This is a genomic window from Pseudomonas sp. P5_A12 (genome assembly GCF_056400685.1).
On record NZ_JBFUKU010000107.1, the window covers coordinates 1 to 17,067 of the forward strand.

At 61.5% G+C, this 17,067-nt stretch carries 17 protein-coding genes; all 17 read right to left on the reverse strand.

The annotated features are described in order from the left end of the window. Nucleotides 1-260: 260 nt before the first annotated feature. A complete protein-coding gene (locus AC1DSG_RS15895; protein WP_477791736.1) occupies nucleotides 261-509 on the reverse strand; it encodes a hypothetical protein in 249 nt (82 codons plus the stop codon). Nucleotides 510-542: 33 nt separating this feature from the next. Then, nucleotides 543-1,583, reverse strand: a complete 1,041-nt coding sequence (locus AC1DSG_RS15900; protein WP_477791737.1) for a 3-ketosteroid-9-alpha-monooxygenase, oxygenase component — start codon at nucleotides 1,581-1,583, stop codon at nucleotides 543-545. A 180-nt stretch (nucleotides 1,584-1,763) separates the two neighbouring features. After that, nucleotides 1,764-3,140, reverse strand: coding sequence for a DUF1329 domain-containing protein (locus AC1DSG_RS15905; RefSeq protein WP_477791738.1), 1,377 nt, complete (start codon nucleotides 3,138-3,140; stop codon nucleotides 1,764-1,766). Nucleotides 3,141-3,241: 101 nt separating this feature from the next. Then, on the reverse strand, nucleotides 3,242-4,444 hold the full coding sequence (locus AC1DSG_RS15910; RefSeq protein WP_477791739.1) for a helix-turn-helix transcriptional regulator: 1,203 nt from the start codon (nucleotides 4,442-4,444) through the stop codon (nucleotides 3,242-3,244). A 76-nt stretch (nucleotides 4,445-4,520) separates the two neighbouring features. Then, nucleotides 4,521-5,729: an acetyl-CoA C-acyltransferase gene (locus AC1DSG_RS15915; protein WP_477791740.1), complete on the reverse strand. Its 1,209-nt coding sequence runs from the start codon at nucleotides 5,727-5,729 to the stop codon at nucleotides 4,521-4,523. Between the two features lie 6 nt (nucleotides 5,730-5,735). Continuing rightward, complete coding sequence (locus AC1DSG_RS15920; protein ID WP_477791741.1) at nucleotides 5,736-6,206, reverse strand: MaoC family dehydratase; 471 nt, start codon at nucleotides 6,204-6,206, stop codon at nucleotides 5,736-5,738. A gap of 10 nt (nucleotides 6,207-6,216) precedes the next feature. Then, on the reverse strand, nucleotides 6,217-7,002 hold the full coding sequence (locus AC1DSG_RS15925; protein ID WP_477791742.1) for an SDR family oxidoreductase: 786 nt from the start codon (nucleotides 7,000-7,002) through the stop codon (nucleotides 6,217-6,219). Between the two features lie 224 nt (nucleotides 7,003-7,226). Beyond that, nucleotides 7,227-8,105: an SDR family oxidoreductase gene (locus tag AC1DSG_RS15930; protein ID WP_477791743.1), complete on the reverse strand. Its 879-nt coding sequence runs from the start codon at nucleotides 8,103-8,105 to the stop codon at nucleotides 7,227-7,229. A gap of 59 nt (nucleotides 8,106-8,164) precedes the next feature. After that, complete coding sequence (locus AC1DSG_RS15935; protein ID WP_477791744.1) at nucleotides 8,165-9,316, reverse strand: acetyl-CoA C-acetyltransferase; 1,152 nt, start codon at nucleotides 9,314-9,316, stop codon at nucleotides 8,165-8,167. Between the two features lie 3 nt (nucleotides 9,317-9,319). Then, on the reverse strand, nucleotides 9,320-10,378 hold the full coding sequence (locus tag AC1DSG_RS15940; RefSeq protein ID WP_477791745.1) for an acyl-CoA dehydrogenase family protein: 1,059 nt from the start codon (nucleotides 10,376-10,378) through the stop codon (nucleotides 9,320-9,322). 10 nt (nucleotides 10,379-10,388) lie between these two features. After that, nucleotides 10,389-11,552 carry an acyl-CoA dehydrogenase family protein gene (locus tag AC1DSG_RS15945; RefSeq protein ID WP_477791746.1) on the reverse strand — a complete coding sequence of 388 codons (1,164 nt, stop codon included), beginning with the start codon at nucleotides 11,550-11,552 and terminating at the stop codon, nucleotides 10,389-10,391. 9 nt (nucleotides 11,553-11,561) lie between these two features. Next, nucleotides 11,562-12,314, reverse strand: coding sequence for an enoyl-CoA hydratase family protein (locus AC1DSG_RS15950; RefSeq protein WP_477791747.1), 753 nt, complete (start codon nucleotides 12,312-12,314; stop codon nucleotides 11,562-11,564). Then, entirely contained in the window at nucleotides 12,311-13,423 is a 1,113-nt protein-coding gene (locus AC1DSG_RS15955) for an NAD(P)H-dependent flavin oxidoreductase (RefSeq protein ID WP_477791748.1), read from the reverse strand. Before AC1DSG_RS15955 ends, AC1DSG_RS15950 begins: the two co-directional genes overlap by 4 nt. After that, on the reverse strand, nucleotides 13,420-14,328 hold the full coding sequence (locus tag AC1DSG_RS15960) for an enoyl-CoA hydratase (protein WP_477791749.1): 909 nt from the start codon (nucleotides 14,326-14,328) through the stop codon (nucleotides 13,420-13,422). Before AC1DSG_RS15960 ends, AC1DSG_RS15955 begins: the two co-directional genes overlap by 4 nt. A 16-nt stretch (nucleotides 14,329-14,344) precedes the next feature. Continuing rightward, nucleotides 14,345-15,142: a CoA-transferase subunit beta gene (locus tag AC1DSG_RS15965; RefSeq protein ID WP_477791750.1), complete on the reverse strand. Its 798-nt coding sequence runs from the start codon at nucleotides 15,140-15,142 to the stop codon at nucleotides 14,345-14,347. Nucleotides 15,143-15,154: 12 nt separating this feature from the next. Beyond that, a complete protein-coding gene (locus AC1DSG_RS15970) occupies nucleotides 15,155-16,030 on the reverse strand; it encodes a CoA transferase subunit A (RefSeq protein WP_007948441.1) in 876 nt (291 codons plus the stop codon). A 12-nt stretch (nucleotides 16,031-16,042) separates the two neighbouring features. Continuing rightward, on the reverse strand, nucleotides 16,043-16,933 hold the full coding sequence (locus AC1DSG_RS15975) for a VOC family protein (RefSeq protein ID WP_477791751.1): 891 nt from the start codon (nucleotides 16,931-16,933) through the stop codon (nucleotides 16,043-16,045). Nucleotides 16,934-17,067 lie beyond the last annotated feature (134 nt).

Here is a 17,067-nt window from a genome sequence, read left to right on the forward strand (position 1 = left end):
ACAATGATCCGGGTGAGCGCTGGTTGCGCTCGCGGATTCAGATGTTTTTTGGGGATCCGGACAGCCTTTAAAAAACCTGCTGGATCGACCTAAGAGGCCCGTATTTCCTATGTTAAGCATCTTTTTTAAATCTATTACAGTCTGTGAAAATCCGCTTAATTCCACCACCTTTGGGGGCATAGTTAGGGCTGGTTGCATTAGACCACTGCAGTAGCCGCAGGACAAAACGAAGCTTCTCGCCAGAATCCCCCTAGCGGAAATCAAGCCAGTTCGAGACTCTCGAACTCAGGGTGAGACAGCTCGCGTAACGCTTGCACGCCTTGACGCTGGCCGACTCCGGCGGCACCGAAACCTGTACGACCAACACCAAGAGAATCAGTACTAACAAAGGAAAGGTATAGGCATTTTTTATTTTCATTGTGCATTCCCTCTTTGCCTTCAAATCGGACCTGAGTCATGACCATGACTTCAAGGGTGGCAGTGCGCTTGGGAGCGCCTTCGAGAGACATTCGCTTGCGTCTCGAAGGCGCCCTGCTCCTCTATCAGCGCTCGTCAACCGTAATAAACTCGCGACGCTGCGCCATTGACGCGGGCACGTCATCCTCATCGGTGAAGAATTGCTCGTACCACTCGCGCAACTGATAGACCGGGCCGTCTGTTTCTGCCAGCACCGGTTTGTCGATACGGATTTTGTGCTTCCAGATCACCACATCCTGGTAGAACGAGTCACGGTTACCTTCGACATAGGCCCTGGCCACTTCCTGGTTCTGCTCTTCAGTCCATCCCGGGATCCGCTTGACCATGCAACCGAAGCGCAGGTCAAAACTGTTTGGCGTCACCGGCACGTGGCTGTTGAGCAGAATGGCGTGGATCCGCGCATCGCCGAACATCGAACTGATATGCGTGAAGTGAGTGGCTGGCCCGTAGTAGGCCGATGGCGCGATCAGGTCACCGCCCAGGCGCTCGGAGTCGCCATGGAAAATCTGATGGCCGATATGCCCTTCGAATATGTTGGCGAAATACTTGGTTGGCGTACCGTGCACCGGCCCGAAGTGCTGAGCGTCCACCAGGTTGTCGACTAACTCCCGTGGGTTGGTCTCGATCAGCATGGTGTCGATGTTCCAGTCATGAATCCAGTCTGGATCATCCATCTCGGGCAAGTGAGGAATGACTACGCCCTCTTTTGGCGGACGGCCTTCGGGGTTGTTCCAGACGAACAGCAGGTTGTTTTCCTCGCAAGTCAACCAACTGCGAGTCTTGGCCTTGGGTGGAATGCGTTTGCAGTAAGGGATCTCGACGCATTTGCCGCCGGTGTCGTATTTCCAGTGGTGGAACGGGCACACCAATTTGTCGTTCTCGATGGTGCCCTGGGACAGGTCGGCGCCCATGTGCGGGCAGTAGGCATCCAGAATGCTGATGGTGCCCTGGCTATCGGCAAAGGCCACCAGGCGGGTGCCAAAGATTTCCAGGGTATGGGGCTTGCCATCACGGTAATCGTTGGCATTGCCCAGGCAGTGCCAGCCGCGCGCGTAGCGGTGGCTGCGCTGGGCGTTTTCGATATTGATTTCAGCGAGTTTCGTCATTGTTATTGTTCCTCGAATGCAGACTTCGGGGCGGGTAATGCCCCCAAGAAATACAGGGTGATCCCATGGCGGACATCATTGAGCAGGACACACAAGGAGATCATCGTTCAGTTGGACTAGATCAAATGGGAGCGACTCTCAAAGGACGCCCCTGGGCAAAGCAGGCGCCAGACTTCCTGGTCACTGGCCGAAGCGGCGAGCGGCTTCCGGACCGAAGTCCCGGGGACTGAAACCGGGTTTATTCAACAGGTAGCCGTTGCGCTGCTCGTTGATCAGATTGAACGCCAGGTAGCTGCCGGCGTTGAGGTCGTAGTACAGGCCGACGCCCGCCTGCTGAGCCTGGCTTTCGTAGGCATAGAAGTAGTTGACCATCGAGGTGCGCCATAACTCGCCACGGTTGTCGTAGTTGTCGGCGAGCATCGGAAACCAGGTGTCTTCGTCGACATACAACTTGCGTTTGCCATACAGGTGGCGATAGCCAGGCTTGAGGGTGCCTTCCAGCTCCCAGACCCTATGGCGCTCATAACGCATCGCATCGGGATTGATATGACCGGGAGTCAACAAGTCGGCATATTTGAGTTTGGCGTCGTGCAGACGATAGGTGTTGTAGGGAATGTACATCTCACGTTTGCCGACGATCTTCCAGTCGTAGCGCTGACCGGAACCGTTGAACAGGCGCACTTCGTCCACGGTGATCGACCCGCCGCTGCCGGGGAACGACATGTCGAAACCGTAGCCTGGCGACTGGCGCACACGCCGGGTGCCCGGATCGTAACGCCAGGCCTGGCGCGGTTCGGTCTTGTCGTTCCAGAACTCGGTGCCGGTATTGATTTCACCCTTGTCCCGTTGCGGCAGCAGGGTTTCATTGAGATAGAACGACGAGTTGCCGGTGGTATCGCCAACCTTGCCTGGCTCTAGCGCTGGCGCCAGGTTGCGCGAATGCACGCGGCCCCAGTTGATGTTGCCGTCCTTGAGTACATAGGCGTTGTCGGAGGTGTACTCCTCGGTCCAGGCCCGCAAGGTAAAGGTTGAGGCATTCTTCAACAGTTCCAGACCGCTGCGCGGCACCGGGAACGGTGTGCCGCCGGTTTTGCCAACCACCCCTTCGCCGTCATCAACCAGACGCGCCCCGCTGGCGTTCTCCCGTGTGGCCTGGCATACCACGTCATTGACGCGGAAATCCCTGTGCGAGGGATAGATCGGCATTTTGTAGGTGGCCGGGTACAACTTGAACAGGGCTTTCTGGCCGTCAGACAGGGAGTCGCTGTATTGCGCGATGTTCTGCGCGGTAATCACGAACAACGGTTTTTCGTCCGGGTACGGATCCACCGGGTGGTTACCCGTGCCTTTGAAATCAACATGGGGCGGCACGCCCAACCACTTGCCGCTGAACGCTGGAATGCTGCCGTCGGCATTTCCGGCCTTTTCCGCACCCAAGCACGTCAAGTCTTTGCCAAGGCGCGGGATGTCCTCAGGTGCAGCATTCACCGTGCCGACGGCACAGCATCCCAATAACAACGTCAAGGCCCAGCCAGGGGACTGATTACTGCCGGTCATTTTTATTCTCCATGGGTTCGACAACGGTTTCCCAGTATCGACAGGCCAGGAACCCGACAGCATCGTCCGCACGGACTAACGCATTTTTACCCGGGTCCGCGTCACAGCCGGGACCCGGCCGGCTGCGGCGCGCCCAGAGCTACCACGCTATTGAGCATGATCCGCACCAGCTCGGTCTGGCGCCGCACGCCTGTCTTGGAAAATATCGAACGCAGATGCGCGCGCGCGGTATTGCGTCTGATATTGAGGATTTCCGAGGCTTCCTCCAGCGACAAGCCGTTGGCCAGTTCCAGGGCCAGCGCAGTTTCCGCCGGGGTCAGGCTGTACAATTGCGATGTCAACACGGTGCTCACCAGCGACTTGCTCACTGCGTCGCGCACATAAACAACCACCGTGGGTTTACCGTTGCCTTCGAGCAATTCCCGGGATGGAATCAACTCCACCACAACGCCCAGGCTGACCTGCCCCGAAGGACGGGAAATCGACGTCGCCTCGGCCACCTGCACGCCCTTGCCGGCGCCTTGCCTGGCACGCTGAAAGGCATTGCGCACCAGGCGCGACAATTCCCGATTGTCACTGGGGTAGGTCGCCTCAAGACGACCGCCAACCACTTTGAGACCGTCCTGACTGTCGAGGATTTCCCGGGCCACGGGGTTGAGTTGCACCACGCAGCCGTTTTCATCGAGCACGAAGGTCGCCACTGCGAGGCGGCTGATCGTCTGCGAATACAGGCTGCCGAGCGACTCGCTGCGGTCGAGTTGCGAATACATGTGCAAAGACCGGCGCAAATGTGGCAACAACATGGCGCACATGGCCCGCTCGGTATCACTGAAACGTGGGTGACCCTGTGGTCGATTGATCCGAAAACGCACCGTGCCGCCATCCGGCATACGGATATCGGCACCGAGCATGTGGTAGCAATCGTAGGGTTGGCAGTACAGCAGGTAAAACGCCGAACCGGCCCATTCGGCATCGCTCATCAACTCATCGATGGTGAACACGGTGTCGGTGGGCAAACCGTCGAACAGAGTGGATTTGGCGTAGTAGGCGTAATGGTTGATGCCGCCCTGCCCCAGTTCAATATCACCGGCGACCACCATCGGTGACAACAGCGGCTCATCCTGAACCCGCAGGATCAAGGTCACGAAATTTGCCTTGAACAGCGCGCGTATTTCGCGCAACGAGTCGCTTAGGGAGGCGGGGTTCATCGCTGAATCGTAGATGTTGCCAATGATCCGTTCGTACTCGGCCAACTCCAGGCCCATTTGCGCCAGGACCTGTGCATTGGGCATACAACTTTGCATATCCATTCCCCAGCAGCGGGCCCGACCTGCGGGCCCCCATGGATTTAATCGAGTGTGTGGCAACGCCCCGCTCGCTTCATGGCAGCTCGAACAGGCCGGCGGCGCCCATGCCGCCACCGATGCACATGGCAATCACCACATAACGCGCACCGCGCCGCCGCCCTTCGAGCAAGGCGTGGCCCACCATCCGCGCGCCGGACATACCGAATGGGTGACCGATGGCGATCGCACCGCCATTGACGTTCAGGCGCTCTGCAGGGATCTGCAGCGCATCGCGGCAATGCAACACCTGGCTGGCAAAAGCTTCGTTGATCTCCCACAGACCGATATCCGCTACCCCCAGGCCGAAGCGCTTGAGCAGCTTGGGAATGGCGATCACCGGACCGATGCCCATTTCCTCCGGTGCGCACCCACCCACGGCAATGCCCCGGTAGATGCCCAGTGGCGTCAACCCGCGGCGCCTGGCCTCGGCACGACTCATCAACAGACTGGCCGCGGCACCGTCAGAGAACTGCGAGGCGTTGCCGGCGGTGACGAACTCTCCCTGCTCGATCCATTTTCCGTCCTTCCACACCGGTTTCAGATTTGCCAGGTTATCAAGGCGCGTGCCGGGCCGATTGCATTCGTCACGCAAGACCTGCACGCGTTCATGACCATTAGGCTGTCCATCGGCGGCGAACAGCAGCTTGTCCACGCTCAGGCCGACGATTTCGTCGTCAAACAGGCCGTCCCGTTGAGCAGCAGCAGTGCGCAGTTGGCTTTGCAGTGAATACTCATCCTGAGCGGCACGACTGATGCCATAACGACGGGACACGATCTCGGCGGTTTCAATCATCGGGATATAGGCGCTGGGCATTACCTGCAGTACGGCTTCGGATTGGGCACGGAAGCTGTTTTTGTGTTTGGTCTGGGTCAGCGACAAGGACTCCACGCCGCCGCCAATGGCGATGCTCATCTCGCCACTCATGATGCTCTTGGCAGCCACGCCGATACTCATCAGACCCGAGGCACACATGCGGTCCAGAGCCATCCCCGGCACACTGTCCGGCAAGCCACCGGTGTAGGCACAGAGCCGACCGATGTTATAAGCCTGGGTGCCCTGCTGAACCGCCGCGCCCATGATCACATCCTCTACGTCAGCAGGCTCGATGCCRGCACGTTCGACCACCGCGCGCACCACATGGCCACCCAGCACCGGGGCCTCAGTATCGTTGAACGATCCACGAAACGATTTGGCCAGCGCGGTACGGGCGGTGGCGACGATGACGACTTCATTCTGGTCCATGGAAACTCACTCGGAAATTGGGTTGAAGGAGTAGCGGCTGATGGTGTCGATCACGCAGCCCGGACGCGCCTGGCCCTCGACCTCCACAGTGATGCGCACCACCAGTTGCACGGCGTCGCCCATTGGCTCGGCACGGATGATCAGGCCGCTTGCGCGTACCCGCGAGTCGACCTTGACCGGCGCCGGGAAGCGCACCCGGTCGCTGCCGTAGTTGACCCCCAAGGCCATGTTTGAAAGGGTCAACAACTGCGGCATGAACAGATTGGCCAGGGATTGGGTCAGGTAGCCGTGGGCAATGCAGGCGCCGAACGGACCGCTGGCTGCCCGTATCGGGTCGACATGAATCCACTGGTGATCACCCGTTGCTTCGGCGAACAGATCAATGCGCTGCTGGTTGATGGTCAGCCATTCGGTGTGGCCCAGGTCCAGGCCTTCGGCCGCAAGCAACGCCTTGGCACTGCTGAAAACGTGACTCATGAGCGCGCCCTCAAGCTTGTTGTGAACTGACGGACAACACTTCACCGACCATGTAGGAGGCATAGTCGCTGGCCAGGAACATCATCACGTTTGCCACTTCCCAGACTTCCGCGGCGCGACCAAATGCTTCGCGCCCCGCCAGGCTGGCGAGCAACTCTTCGCTGGAGGCTTTCTTGAGGAAATCGTGCAGGGCAATCGATGGCGATACCGCATTGATGCGCACGCCGAACTCGGCGGCTTCCAGGGCGCTGCAGCGGGTCAGCGCCATCACCCCGGCCTTGGCGGCGGCGTAATGGGCCTGCTCCTTCTGTGCCCGCCAACCGAGCACCGAGGCGTTGTTGACGATGGCCCCTGCGCCGCGGCGCTGCATGTGCGGCAACATCGCTCGAGTCATTCGGAAGGTGCCCGTCAAGGTCACATCCAGCACCCGCAACCACTCTTCGTCGCTCATCTCCACCACACGTTTCTGACCACCCAGACCCGCGTTGTTGATCAGCACATCGACCCCGCCCAGTGCCTCTTCGGCCGCCGCCACCAGGGCCTGGACTTCGTCTTCTATCGTGACATTGCACAGCTGGCCATAAATCGCCTGTAAACCGGTGTCGGCCTTGAGGCGCTCCACCGCCTCTTCCAGGCGCCGCGGATGCACGTCGGAAATCATTAGTGCCCGGCAACCTTCCTCGGCACTGCGTCGGGCCGCTGAGTAACCGATACCGGCACCGGCCGCGGCGGTTATCAACACCGACTTGCCGGCCAGCAATTGATGACCGGGAACATAAGGGGGGGCTKGTTTCACAGCGTCTACCTCCGAAGAAATCAATACGCTGTAGTTGTACGGATGGGGCGAAGCGGGCACATCGTCAAAATGGGGTATGAAGGCGAAGAACGCTGACTAACAGAGACACCGCAGCGCCTGGTTTCTGTAGGAGCCGGCTTGCCGGCGAAGAACGATGACTCGGTACATCAGATACACCGCGGCACCAAGTTCGCCGGCAAGCCTGGCTCCTACAGGGTGGGGCTTCAGCTTCCCCAGACTTTCTGCGCCTTCGGCGCTTCGGCGAGGATCTCATTCACTGCCGCACCGATTTCTTCAACTTTCCACAACGCGCCTTTGTCGCGGGTGACACCCGTGCGCCAGCCGTCAGCCAGGGAAATTCGCCCGCCCTGGCTTTCGAAGATCTGACCGCTGACGTGGGCCGACGCCGGGCTGCCGAGCCACACCACCAGCGGCGCGACGTTTTCTGCGGCCCAGGCGTCAAAGCTGCCGTCCTCGGGTTTTTTCACCACGTCGGGCATGGCGCTCTCGGTCATCGAGGTCCTTGCGGCCGGTGCCAACGCGTTGGCGGTGACGCCGTAGCGCGCCAGCTCCGCCGCTTGTACCAGGGTCAACGAAGCGATGCCTCCTTTGGCCGCCGAATAATTCGACTGCCCCACCGAGCCTTGCAGACCGGCGCCGGAACTGGTGTTGATAATTCGGGCATCAACCGGCTTGCCCGCCTTGGACTGGTCGCGCCAGCGGCGGCCGAGGATGTTGGCCAGGCAGTAATGGCCCTTGAGATGGACGCGCATGACCATGTCCCAGTCTTCTTCGCTAAGGCTGATGAACATGCGGTCACGCAATACGCCGGCGTTATTGATCAGCACGTGGACTTCACCGAACGCCACCAACGCCGCATCGACGATACGCTGCGCGGTGGCCAGTGTGGTGATGTCGTCACTGTTGGCAATGGCCTGGCCACCGTTGGTGCGAATCTCACCCGCCACATCTTCTGCGGCATCGGCGCGAATATCGTTGACCACCACATTGGCACCTTGCGCGGCGAACGCCAGGGCGTAGGCGCGACCGAGTCCGCCACCGGCCCCGGTAATGATCACGGTGCGGTCTGCACAAATAGCCATGTTTGACTCCTCAGGTTTGGGGTGGCCGCGCACCCGAAGCGGCGGCCCACATGAAAAAATTACAGGCGTTCGATGATGGTCACGTTGGCCTGGCCACCGCCTTCACACATGGTTTGCAGGCCGTAGCGACCGCCGCTGCATTCCAGTTCGTTGAGAAGCGTGGTCATCAGTCTTGCGCCGGTGGCACCCAAGGGATGGCCCAGGGCAATCGCTCCGCCGTTGACGTTGATGCGCGCGGGGTCGTAATCCAGCTCTTTGGCCCAGGCCATGACCACCGAGGCAAAGGCTTCGTTGATCTCGACCCGGTCGATGTCGGCCATGCTCAGCCCGCTTTTGGCCAAGGCCCGGCGGGTGGCAGCAATCGGTGCGGTGAGGTGCCAGATCGGATCGTCACCGAGCACCGTCAGATGATGTATCCGCGCCCGTGGCGTCAGGTCGTAGCGCTTGAGCGCCGCCTCCGACACCACCAACAGCGCCGCTGAGGCGTCGCACGTCTGGCTGGACACGGCAGCGGTGATCGATGGGAACTGCGGGTCCACCGGCTGCAATTCGGCCATCTTTGCCAGGCTGCTATGACGCGGGGTTTCATCCACCGCCAGCCCTTGGCAGGCGACGATTTCCCGGGCAAATCGCCCACTGGCGATGGCCGCCAGGGCGCGTTCGTGGCTTTGCAGGGCAAAGGCTTCCATTTGCTCGCGACTGATCTGCCAATGATCGGCAATCCTTTGCGCGGCATAGAACTGGTTCACGGGCTGCTGACCAAAGCGCGCGCGCCAGCCAACGCTGCCCGAGAATGGATCGGCAAAGCCCAGTGCCTGGCCGGCCAGCATCGCCGAGGAAATCGGGATTTGGGTCATGGTCTGCACACCGCCCACCGCGACCACATCCTGAGTGCCGCTCATCACCGCCTGCGCGGCGAAATGCAGCGCCTGTTGCGATGAACCGCACTGGCGATCCACAGTGGTTCCGGGGACCGTCAGCGGCAAACCGGCGGCCAGCCAACTGGTGCGGGCGATATCGCCGGCCTGGGAGCCAATGGTATCAACGCAACCGAATATAACGTCGTCGTAGTCTTCAGCGGGGATCACATTGCGCTCCACCAGTGCCTTGAGCACATGGGCGCCCAGGTCAATCGCGTGGATCTCGCTCAATGAGCCCTTGCGCTTGCCCGTGGGGCTGCGCAGTGCATCAACAATGTAAGCCTGTGCCATGACTCATTCCTCGAAAGTGTGTCCCGGCCCCAGGCCGGTAGCGTCGGCGAACAGGTAGTCGCTGACACGGTTTTTGTGAAAGCCGCGGTCGCCCCAGGACGCATCGAGGGCCCAGGCGCGCTTCATGAACATCTGCAAATCGACTTCCCAGGTGTACCCCATTGCGCCGTGCACCTGGATGCCTTTGCGGGCGGCGATCCAGCTCGCCTCATTAGCCGCCAGGCGGGCCTGCGAAACCCATACGCCAGCGTTGACGTCGCCCCGGGCCAGGGCATGGGCGGCGCGGTACAGCACTGGTTTGGCCTGTTCGATGTAACGGGCGACATCGGCCAGGTGATGCTTGACCGCCTGGAAGCTGCCGATCGGCTTGCCAAACTGTTTACGCTGGGCCACGTAGTCCACCGACAGGTCCAGCATGCGCTGCGCCAATCCCAGAAGTTGTCCGGCCACCGACAGCGCGCCACGGTCCAGCATGCGGTCCTGCAAGGCGCGCCCCTGCTCGCCACTGGCCACGCAGGTCGCCGACGACGGAGTCCACGTCACCAGACCCAGGCGGCGCGAGGCGTCGATGCTCAGATGGTTTTCCACGTCAACATGGGAGCGCGGCACCACATGGATGTCATCGCCATTGGTGAGAATCAACACTTCAGCCAATTGCGCGTCGCTGACCAGAGCATTGACCGGGTGACTGATCGCCAGGCGCAAACTGCCATTGGCAATCCTGGGCAACAGGTCAGCGCGAGCCGGATGCCCTGCAGGCAGACCGGCCAGTAAGCCGCTGGCGACATAAGCCGTGTCGGCCAATGAATCGGGAATGGCGTAGTAACCCAGCTCCTGGGTCATCAGTGCCCATGTCACATCGTCCATGCCCATGCCGCCTTCGGCCTCGGGCACCGACAAGGCGGTAAGGCCCTGCTCGGCGATCTTGTTGCGCAGGTCCTGGGAGCGCCCGACATCGGTCTCCCAGATTTCCCGGAGCATCTCCGGGGCGGCTTCGGTCATCAGGAAACGACTGATGGCTTCGCGGAACGCCAACTGATCATCGTTAAAAGTGAAGTCCATGGGCGGTTCCTTATTTCGGCAAACCGAGCATGCGCTCGGCAATGATGTTGCGCTGGATTTCGTTGGTGCCGGCATAGATCGGCCCGGACTGCGCGAACAGGAAGCCCTCCAGCCAGCCAGCCGCGTCGCCTGCCTGAGCGCCCTTGCCCAGCAGCTCGCCTCGGCCGCCGAGAATGCGCATGGCGGTCTCGTGCATCTTCAGATCCAGCTCCGACCAGATGACCTTGTTGATGCTCGACTCCGCGCCGATCTGCTCGCCCCGGCTCAAACGCCCCACAGTGTGATAGGCCGACAGCGCATAGGCTTCAGCGCCCATCCAGGTCTCCAGCACGGCATCGCGCAAGCTCGGGTCGCGGTCGGCGCCGGCGCGGTTCGCCTTGTACAGTTCAACCAGCTTGCGTGCCGTGGCCTGAAAGCGTGCCGGTGAACGCAGCAGCAGGCCTCGCTCGAAACCGGCTGTGGCCATCGCCACGTGCCAGCCCTGCCCTTGCTCACCGATGCGGTTGGCCACCGGCACCCGCACGTCGTCGAAAAACACCTCGGCAAAGGCGTCCTTGCCGTTGAGCGCCTTGATCGGGCGAATGCTCACCCCCGGCGTGTCCAGCGGCACCATGACGAAGGACAAGCCGTGGTGACGAGTCGATCCTGGCTCGCTGCGAAAGAGGCCGAACAGCCAATCCGCGTAGATCGCCCGGGTCGACCAGGTCTTTTGCCCGTTGATCACGTAATGGTCGCCGTCGAGCAGCGCCTTGCTGGTGATTGCCGCCATGTCGGAACCGGCGTTGGGTTCCGACCAGCCTTGCGCCCACATGTCCAGGCTGGCGGCCATGCGCGGCAGGAAGCGCTGCTTCTGCTCCGGGGTGCCGAATTCCATCAGGGTCGAGCCCAGCAACAGTTGGCCGTTCTGATTGACGCGCATCGGTGCTCCGGCACCGTAATACTCTTCCTCGAAGATCAGCCACTCGATCAAGTCGCTACCGCGACCGCCCAGTTCAGCCGGCCACATCACCATCGACCAGCGGCTCTCGAACAACTTGGCCTCCCAGGCGCGGTGCTGTTCAAAACCTTCGCGGGTGTCGTAACTGGCCAGGGGCTCACGTGGCAGGTTGGCTGCAAGCCAAGCCCGTACTTCGGCGCGGAAGGCGTTTTGCTTGGGGGTAAAAGTCAGGTCCATGGCGTTATCTCAGAACTTGGCGTCGCGTTTTTCAACGAAGGCCCGGCGCGTTTCCGCGGAGTCCGGGCTGCTATAGGCCTGCATGGTGAAGCCCTGTTCCCAGCGGTATTTATCTTCCAGGTTGCCGTCTTCGATACCGTTCAACGCTTCCTTGGCAATGCGGATCATGCCCGGGCTCTTTTCGGCGATTTTCGCCGCGATGCCCAAGGCGGTTTCGCGCAACTGATCCTTGCTGACAATCCGCTCGATAAAACCGTATTGCAGCGCCTCGGGAGCGCTGATGCTGTCGCCGGTAAAAAACAGGTAACGGACTTTTTGCACCGGGAACAGGCGCTGCAGGTGCGCACCGCCGCCCATGGCGCCCCGGTCGACTTCCGGCAGGGCGAAGGTCGCGCATTCGGAGGCGACGACGATGTCCGCCGCCCCGGTGATGCCAATGCCGCCGCCCAGGACAAAACCATGGACCGCGACAATCACCGGCACCGGGTTGCGGTGCACGGCCTTGAAAGTGGCGTAGTTACCGGCATTGACCTCGACGATCCGGTCCGGGTACTTGTCCAGTTCCTTGATATCGACACCAGCGCAAAAGCCCCGGCCCTCGGCGCGAATCACGATCACCCGCACTTCGGGATTCGCCCCAAGGGCTTCGATCTGTCGCGCCAGGGCATGCCACTCCTGGCTGTCGAGGGCRTTGACCGGTGGTTTGGCGATCACCAGCTCAGCGATCCCCTGATTGAGTTGTGTCGTGAATGCCTGGTTCAAAGGGCTTCTCCAATGCTGGCTGGATGGTTCGAGGGGTGGGTCTGGCTGCGTGCCAGGAGCGTGTCCAGGCATTGCTGGGCCTCGCTGGCAATGCCTTCTATGACTTCACGGCAGCTGAGCAACTCGCCGATGGCCGCCGCGACCTGGCCACTGGGCAGGATGCCCTCGTCCGGTGCACCATCGACCATAGAGCGCTGCAACAGCACCGGCTGATTGGCGGCCATCACCACTTGCGACAGCTGCGACGGGTCTTCACGCAACGCCCTGATAAAGACTGAAGCCATGTGCCCCAGGCTCATGCCGGTTTGCTGCTTCCACTGCCACGCACTGCCCAGGGCAATGCGCAGGCGACCGAAGGGGCCCGCCTTTTCGAGGTGATTGATGAAGCGGTTTTCGATCATGCGGTGACGCATGCCATCCACCGCGGTGGTGACGCGCACCTGCTGCGGATCGTTGACCTTCAGGTAGCGCTCAAGGGTCGCGGCCGGGGTCGGCGATTCGCGGGTCATTAGAAACCGCGTGCCCATGGCGATGCCGGCGCCACCAGCAGCCAGCACCGAGGCCAGGCCACGGCCAGTGGCGAACCCTCCGGCCGCGATGACCGGTACCCTGACCGCCGCCAGTACTTGGGGCAGCAGAATCGAACTGGGCACGCCGCCGGTATGACCGCCGCCCTCGCCGCCCTGGATAGTGATCAGATCGGCACCCAGTTCCACGGCCTTGAGCGCATGCTTCAGGGCGCCCACGGTGGGAATACACAGCACCTTGGCCGCCTTGAAGCGAGCGATGGTCTGTTTGTCCGGGCCGCGTCCGTAGCTCACGGCGCGCAAGCGGTACTCGATCGCCAGGTCGACACACTGCGCGGCGTTGTCCTGGAACATATGGAAATTGAGCCCGAAGTTGCTGCCGCCGGTGGCGTCGATCACCTTGCGGATTTCCCCTTCCAGCTCATCGGCCGCGATGGTCGCCCCGGCCAGGAAACCGAAGCCCCCGGCCTGGGTCGTGGCGATCACCAGATTGGAATCGGCGACCCAGCCCATGGCGGTTTGCACAATCGGGTAACGGCAACCGAGGGCCTCAGTCAGTGGCGTATCCAACCAGCGGTTCATTGGCTTTTGTCCTCGGCCTGCTTGTTGGCCCGGGCCATGCCCTTGGCGTCGAAGCCGCCCAGTTTGTCGCCGGACAACAGCTCGTTATGGGCATGGGCAAAGTGGTGCCAGGCGAACACCGCATCCATTGCCGTGCGCTTGCCTTGCAGGTCTTCGACGTGGTTGATCGCCTGCTTGGTCAGGGCCAGGCCCATACGCGGCTGGCGGGCGATGCCAGCGGCCAAGGCATAGGTGGCCTGCTCCAGTTCCTCACGGGGCACCAGGCGATTGACCATGCCCACTTGCCAGGCCCTTGTGGCGCTCATGCGGTCACCGGTGAAGAGGAATTCCTTGGCGATACGCGGGTTCATTTCGTAGGGATGGGCAAAATATTCCACCCCCGGAATGCCCATGCGCACCACCGGGTCCTGGAAGAATGCGTCGTCGCTGGCGACGATCAAATCACAGACCCAGGCCAGCATCAGCCCGCCCGCTACACACGCGCCATGGACCATGGCGATGGTCGGCTTGGGCAGTTCGCGCCAGCGCCGGCACATGCCGAGGTACACCTCCTGCTCGCGGGCATACAACTGCTCACCACCGGGTTTGTTGGTGTGGTCCCACCACAGGTGCGCGCGCTCGAACGGTTTATCGATATCCCGCCCGGGCGTGCCGATATCGTGGCCTGCCGAGAAGTGTTTGCCGTTGCCCCGCAGAACGATGACCTTGACGTTGTCGTCGTCCACCGCCTGGCGAAAGCAGGCATCCAGGGCGTAGGTCATCTGCGAGTTTTGCGCGTTGTTGAAGGTCGGCCGGTTCAGCGTCAGCGTGGCGATACCCTCGGCCACGCTGTACAGCACCGGGGTGTCCGTCTCGTAGACGGCGTTGTCCTGGCGAACGATGAATTCACTGTCGCTGCTGTGCATGGTCGCTGTCCTTGCCTCAGGCCGTACGGATGCCGGGCGGGTTGCCCTTGATCGCCGCGGCGCGGTAATCGTGGGGATCGAGTCGGCGGATCAGCGCCAACTGTTCGTGAGTGGGGTGCGCGGACTCGTGCAACTGCGCCGACTTGAGCAACGGGAAGCCGGTGTTGTCCTGGACCTGCTCGAAACTCACACCGGGGTGCAACGAGCGCACCTGCACCGCACGTTCCGGGCCAYTGAAATCCAGGACGCACAAATCGCTGACCACGCAATGGATATCCATCAAGTCGCGGCGCGCACCTTCGGGCCAGCGCTCGGCCTTGAAGCCCACACCGGAGACCATGTCCACTTCGCCGCTGACGAACACCCGGGTGTTATGGCTGGGTACAAAGAACGAGTTGAGATGGTTGATGCTGTTGCCTGGCAAGCCGCGCACGCCGAGGATCGCCGTCTTGGGCTTTTGATAGTCGCCGACGCAGGACAGGTTGGTCTGGCCCCAGCGGTCGATCTGGGTCGGGCYGATCATTGCATGGCGGCGTCCGCCCCATACGCATTCGAATACCCGCTCGAACGACATGTAACCCGAGTAGCGCGGCACGTAGTCGCCACGCGGGCCCAGCGGGATCGGTTCTTCAACCAGGAACGCCTCGCTGTCGGTCATCAACAGTTCCGGGCTGTGGGTCAGTTTGGCCAAGCTCGCACCCAGGCGCGGGATCACGCCCAGACCCGAGGCGATCACCTCGCCATTGCCACGCCAGGCCTCGGAAGCGGCGACGATCATCAGTTCAGCAAGGGTGAAATCACAGGTTGCAGACATAGTCGCTAATCCTCAGAACACGGGAAGGGGCAAGACGCCCATGGAGTCGGCACCGCCGTTCTGTGCCTGATAGGCCTGCTCGCCACCGGCGATGTAGGTCTGCACATAGTCCTGCCAGCCGTTTTCCGCCTGGCTACTGGCGACATAGCTCTTGAGGTGTTTGATGTCCCAGCCGTAGTCGGGGGCGCAGAGCGTCGGGTGTGCACCGAGAGGTGCATGCACCACACCGCTCACCAGGTAGCGTTCGAAGGTATTGAAACGGGCCTGCTCGGCGCTCAGCGCAAGGCGTTCTTCCAGGCGCTCGCACGAGACAAAGCACTGCTTGGCGGCGCGGGCGAACAGGTGATCGAAATACGGGTCCGGCCCGGTCACCAGGCAGTTGCCCAGGCGGTCGGCGACGTTGACGTGCAGGAACGCCACGTCGAGGTTGAGCGCCGGCATCGCCAGCAGCACCTCGCCATCGGCATAGGGCGACTGGATGGTCTTGAGCTGCGGGTTCAGGCGCGTCACGTCGGTGGCCAGGCCGCAACGGGTCGGCAGGAACGGCAGGCGCATGCCGGCGGCGCGCAGGCCCCACTGGAACATGCCTTCGTCCAGTTCCATCAACTCCAGCTCGCCCGCTTCACGGGCCTTGCGGTAGTAGGGTTCCAGCGGAATGGCATCGAGGGTGGCGAAGCCGAATACCAGCTTCTTGACCTTACCGGCGGCGCACAGCATGCCCACTTCCGGGCCACCGTAGGCAACCACAGTCAGGTCTTTGACCGGTGAGCGCAGGATCTCGCGCACGATCGCCATCGGCTTGCGCCGTGGGCCCCAGCCGCCGAAACCGATGGTCATGCCATCGCGCAATTGAGCGACCGCATCGGCCGCTGTCAGTTGTTTGTTCATTTTGATGATTCCTTACTGTTGGCCGACCGAAAAGTCGTGCCCCCAAATGCTCACGCGGGTGAACTCGAATGCCGAATGTTCCATCCAGTCGACTTGCAAACCGCCAAAGCCGTACTCCAGATCAAAACCGGATGGCGTCTTCATGTAGAAACTGGTCATGCGATCGTTCAAGTGCTGACCGAGGGTGGCCGACAGGGGCACCTCATGGGCGTGCAGACGGTCGTGGGCACGGCCGACTTCGGTCATCGAATCGACCTCGACCATCACGTGCACGCACCCTGACGGCACCGGGTACTCGGCCAGTGCCAGGCTGTGATGGCRGGCGTTTTGACAATGCAGGAAGTGAATGCGGATCGGCGGCACCGATGGGTCGGGACGAAAGTTGAAAATGTCCGACAGCTCGAAACCCAGCACCTCCTTGGCGAACGCCAAGGTGGCGTCGAAGTTCACCGCTGGCAGCACCGTATGACCCAGGCCCATGTCACCGGTGATGAAACGCGGCACACCTTGAGGGGACACAAACGGCAGGCAATCAGAGCGATGCCCCCAGCTCAGCTCATGACAGTTGCCCGACGGATCGGTGACCTTGATCAGTGCCTGTACACCGCGCTGCTCGATCTCAGCGGCGGAGCCCGGCTGCCATTCGATGCCGGCGGCGTTCAGGTGCTCAAGTGCGGCCTTGAAGGCCGGTTCGTTGGCCAACTCCCAGCCAGAAGCCAGATAACGCGCCTCGCTGCCTTCGACGATCAGCATGCGAAACGGACGCTCGTCCATTTTGACGTACAAGCCACCACCAGGGGCCGCATGCACTTGCATGCCCAGCACGTCTTCGGCGTAACGCTGCCAATGACTGAGGTTTTCGATCTGCGAGACGAAATAGCTCAAACCGCGAATGTCGATCATGCCTGGGTCCTCGTTGGCTGAATGGGCTTTCGTGGCGAGCATTGTGCAAAGCGCCGCCCGCCGCTTCATCGTCCGTTGAGACTAAGCACCCTGTAGGAGCCCGGCTTGCCGGCGAAGGCGTCCGTGAAATCGCC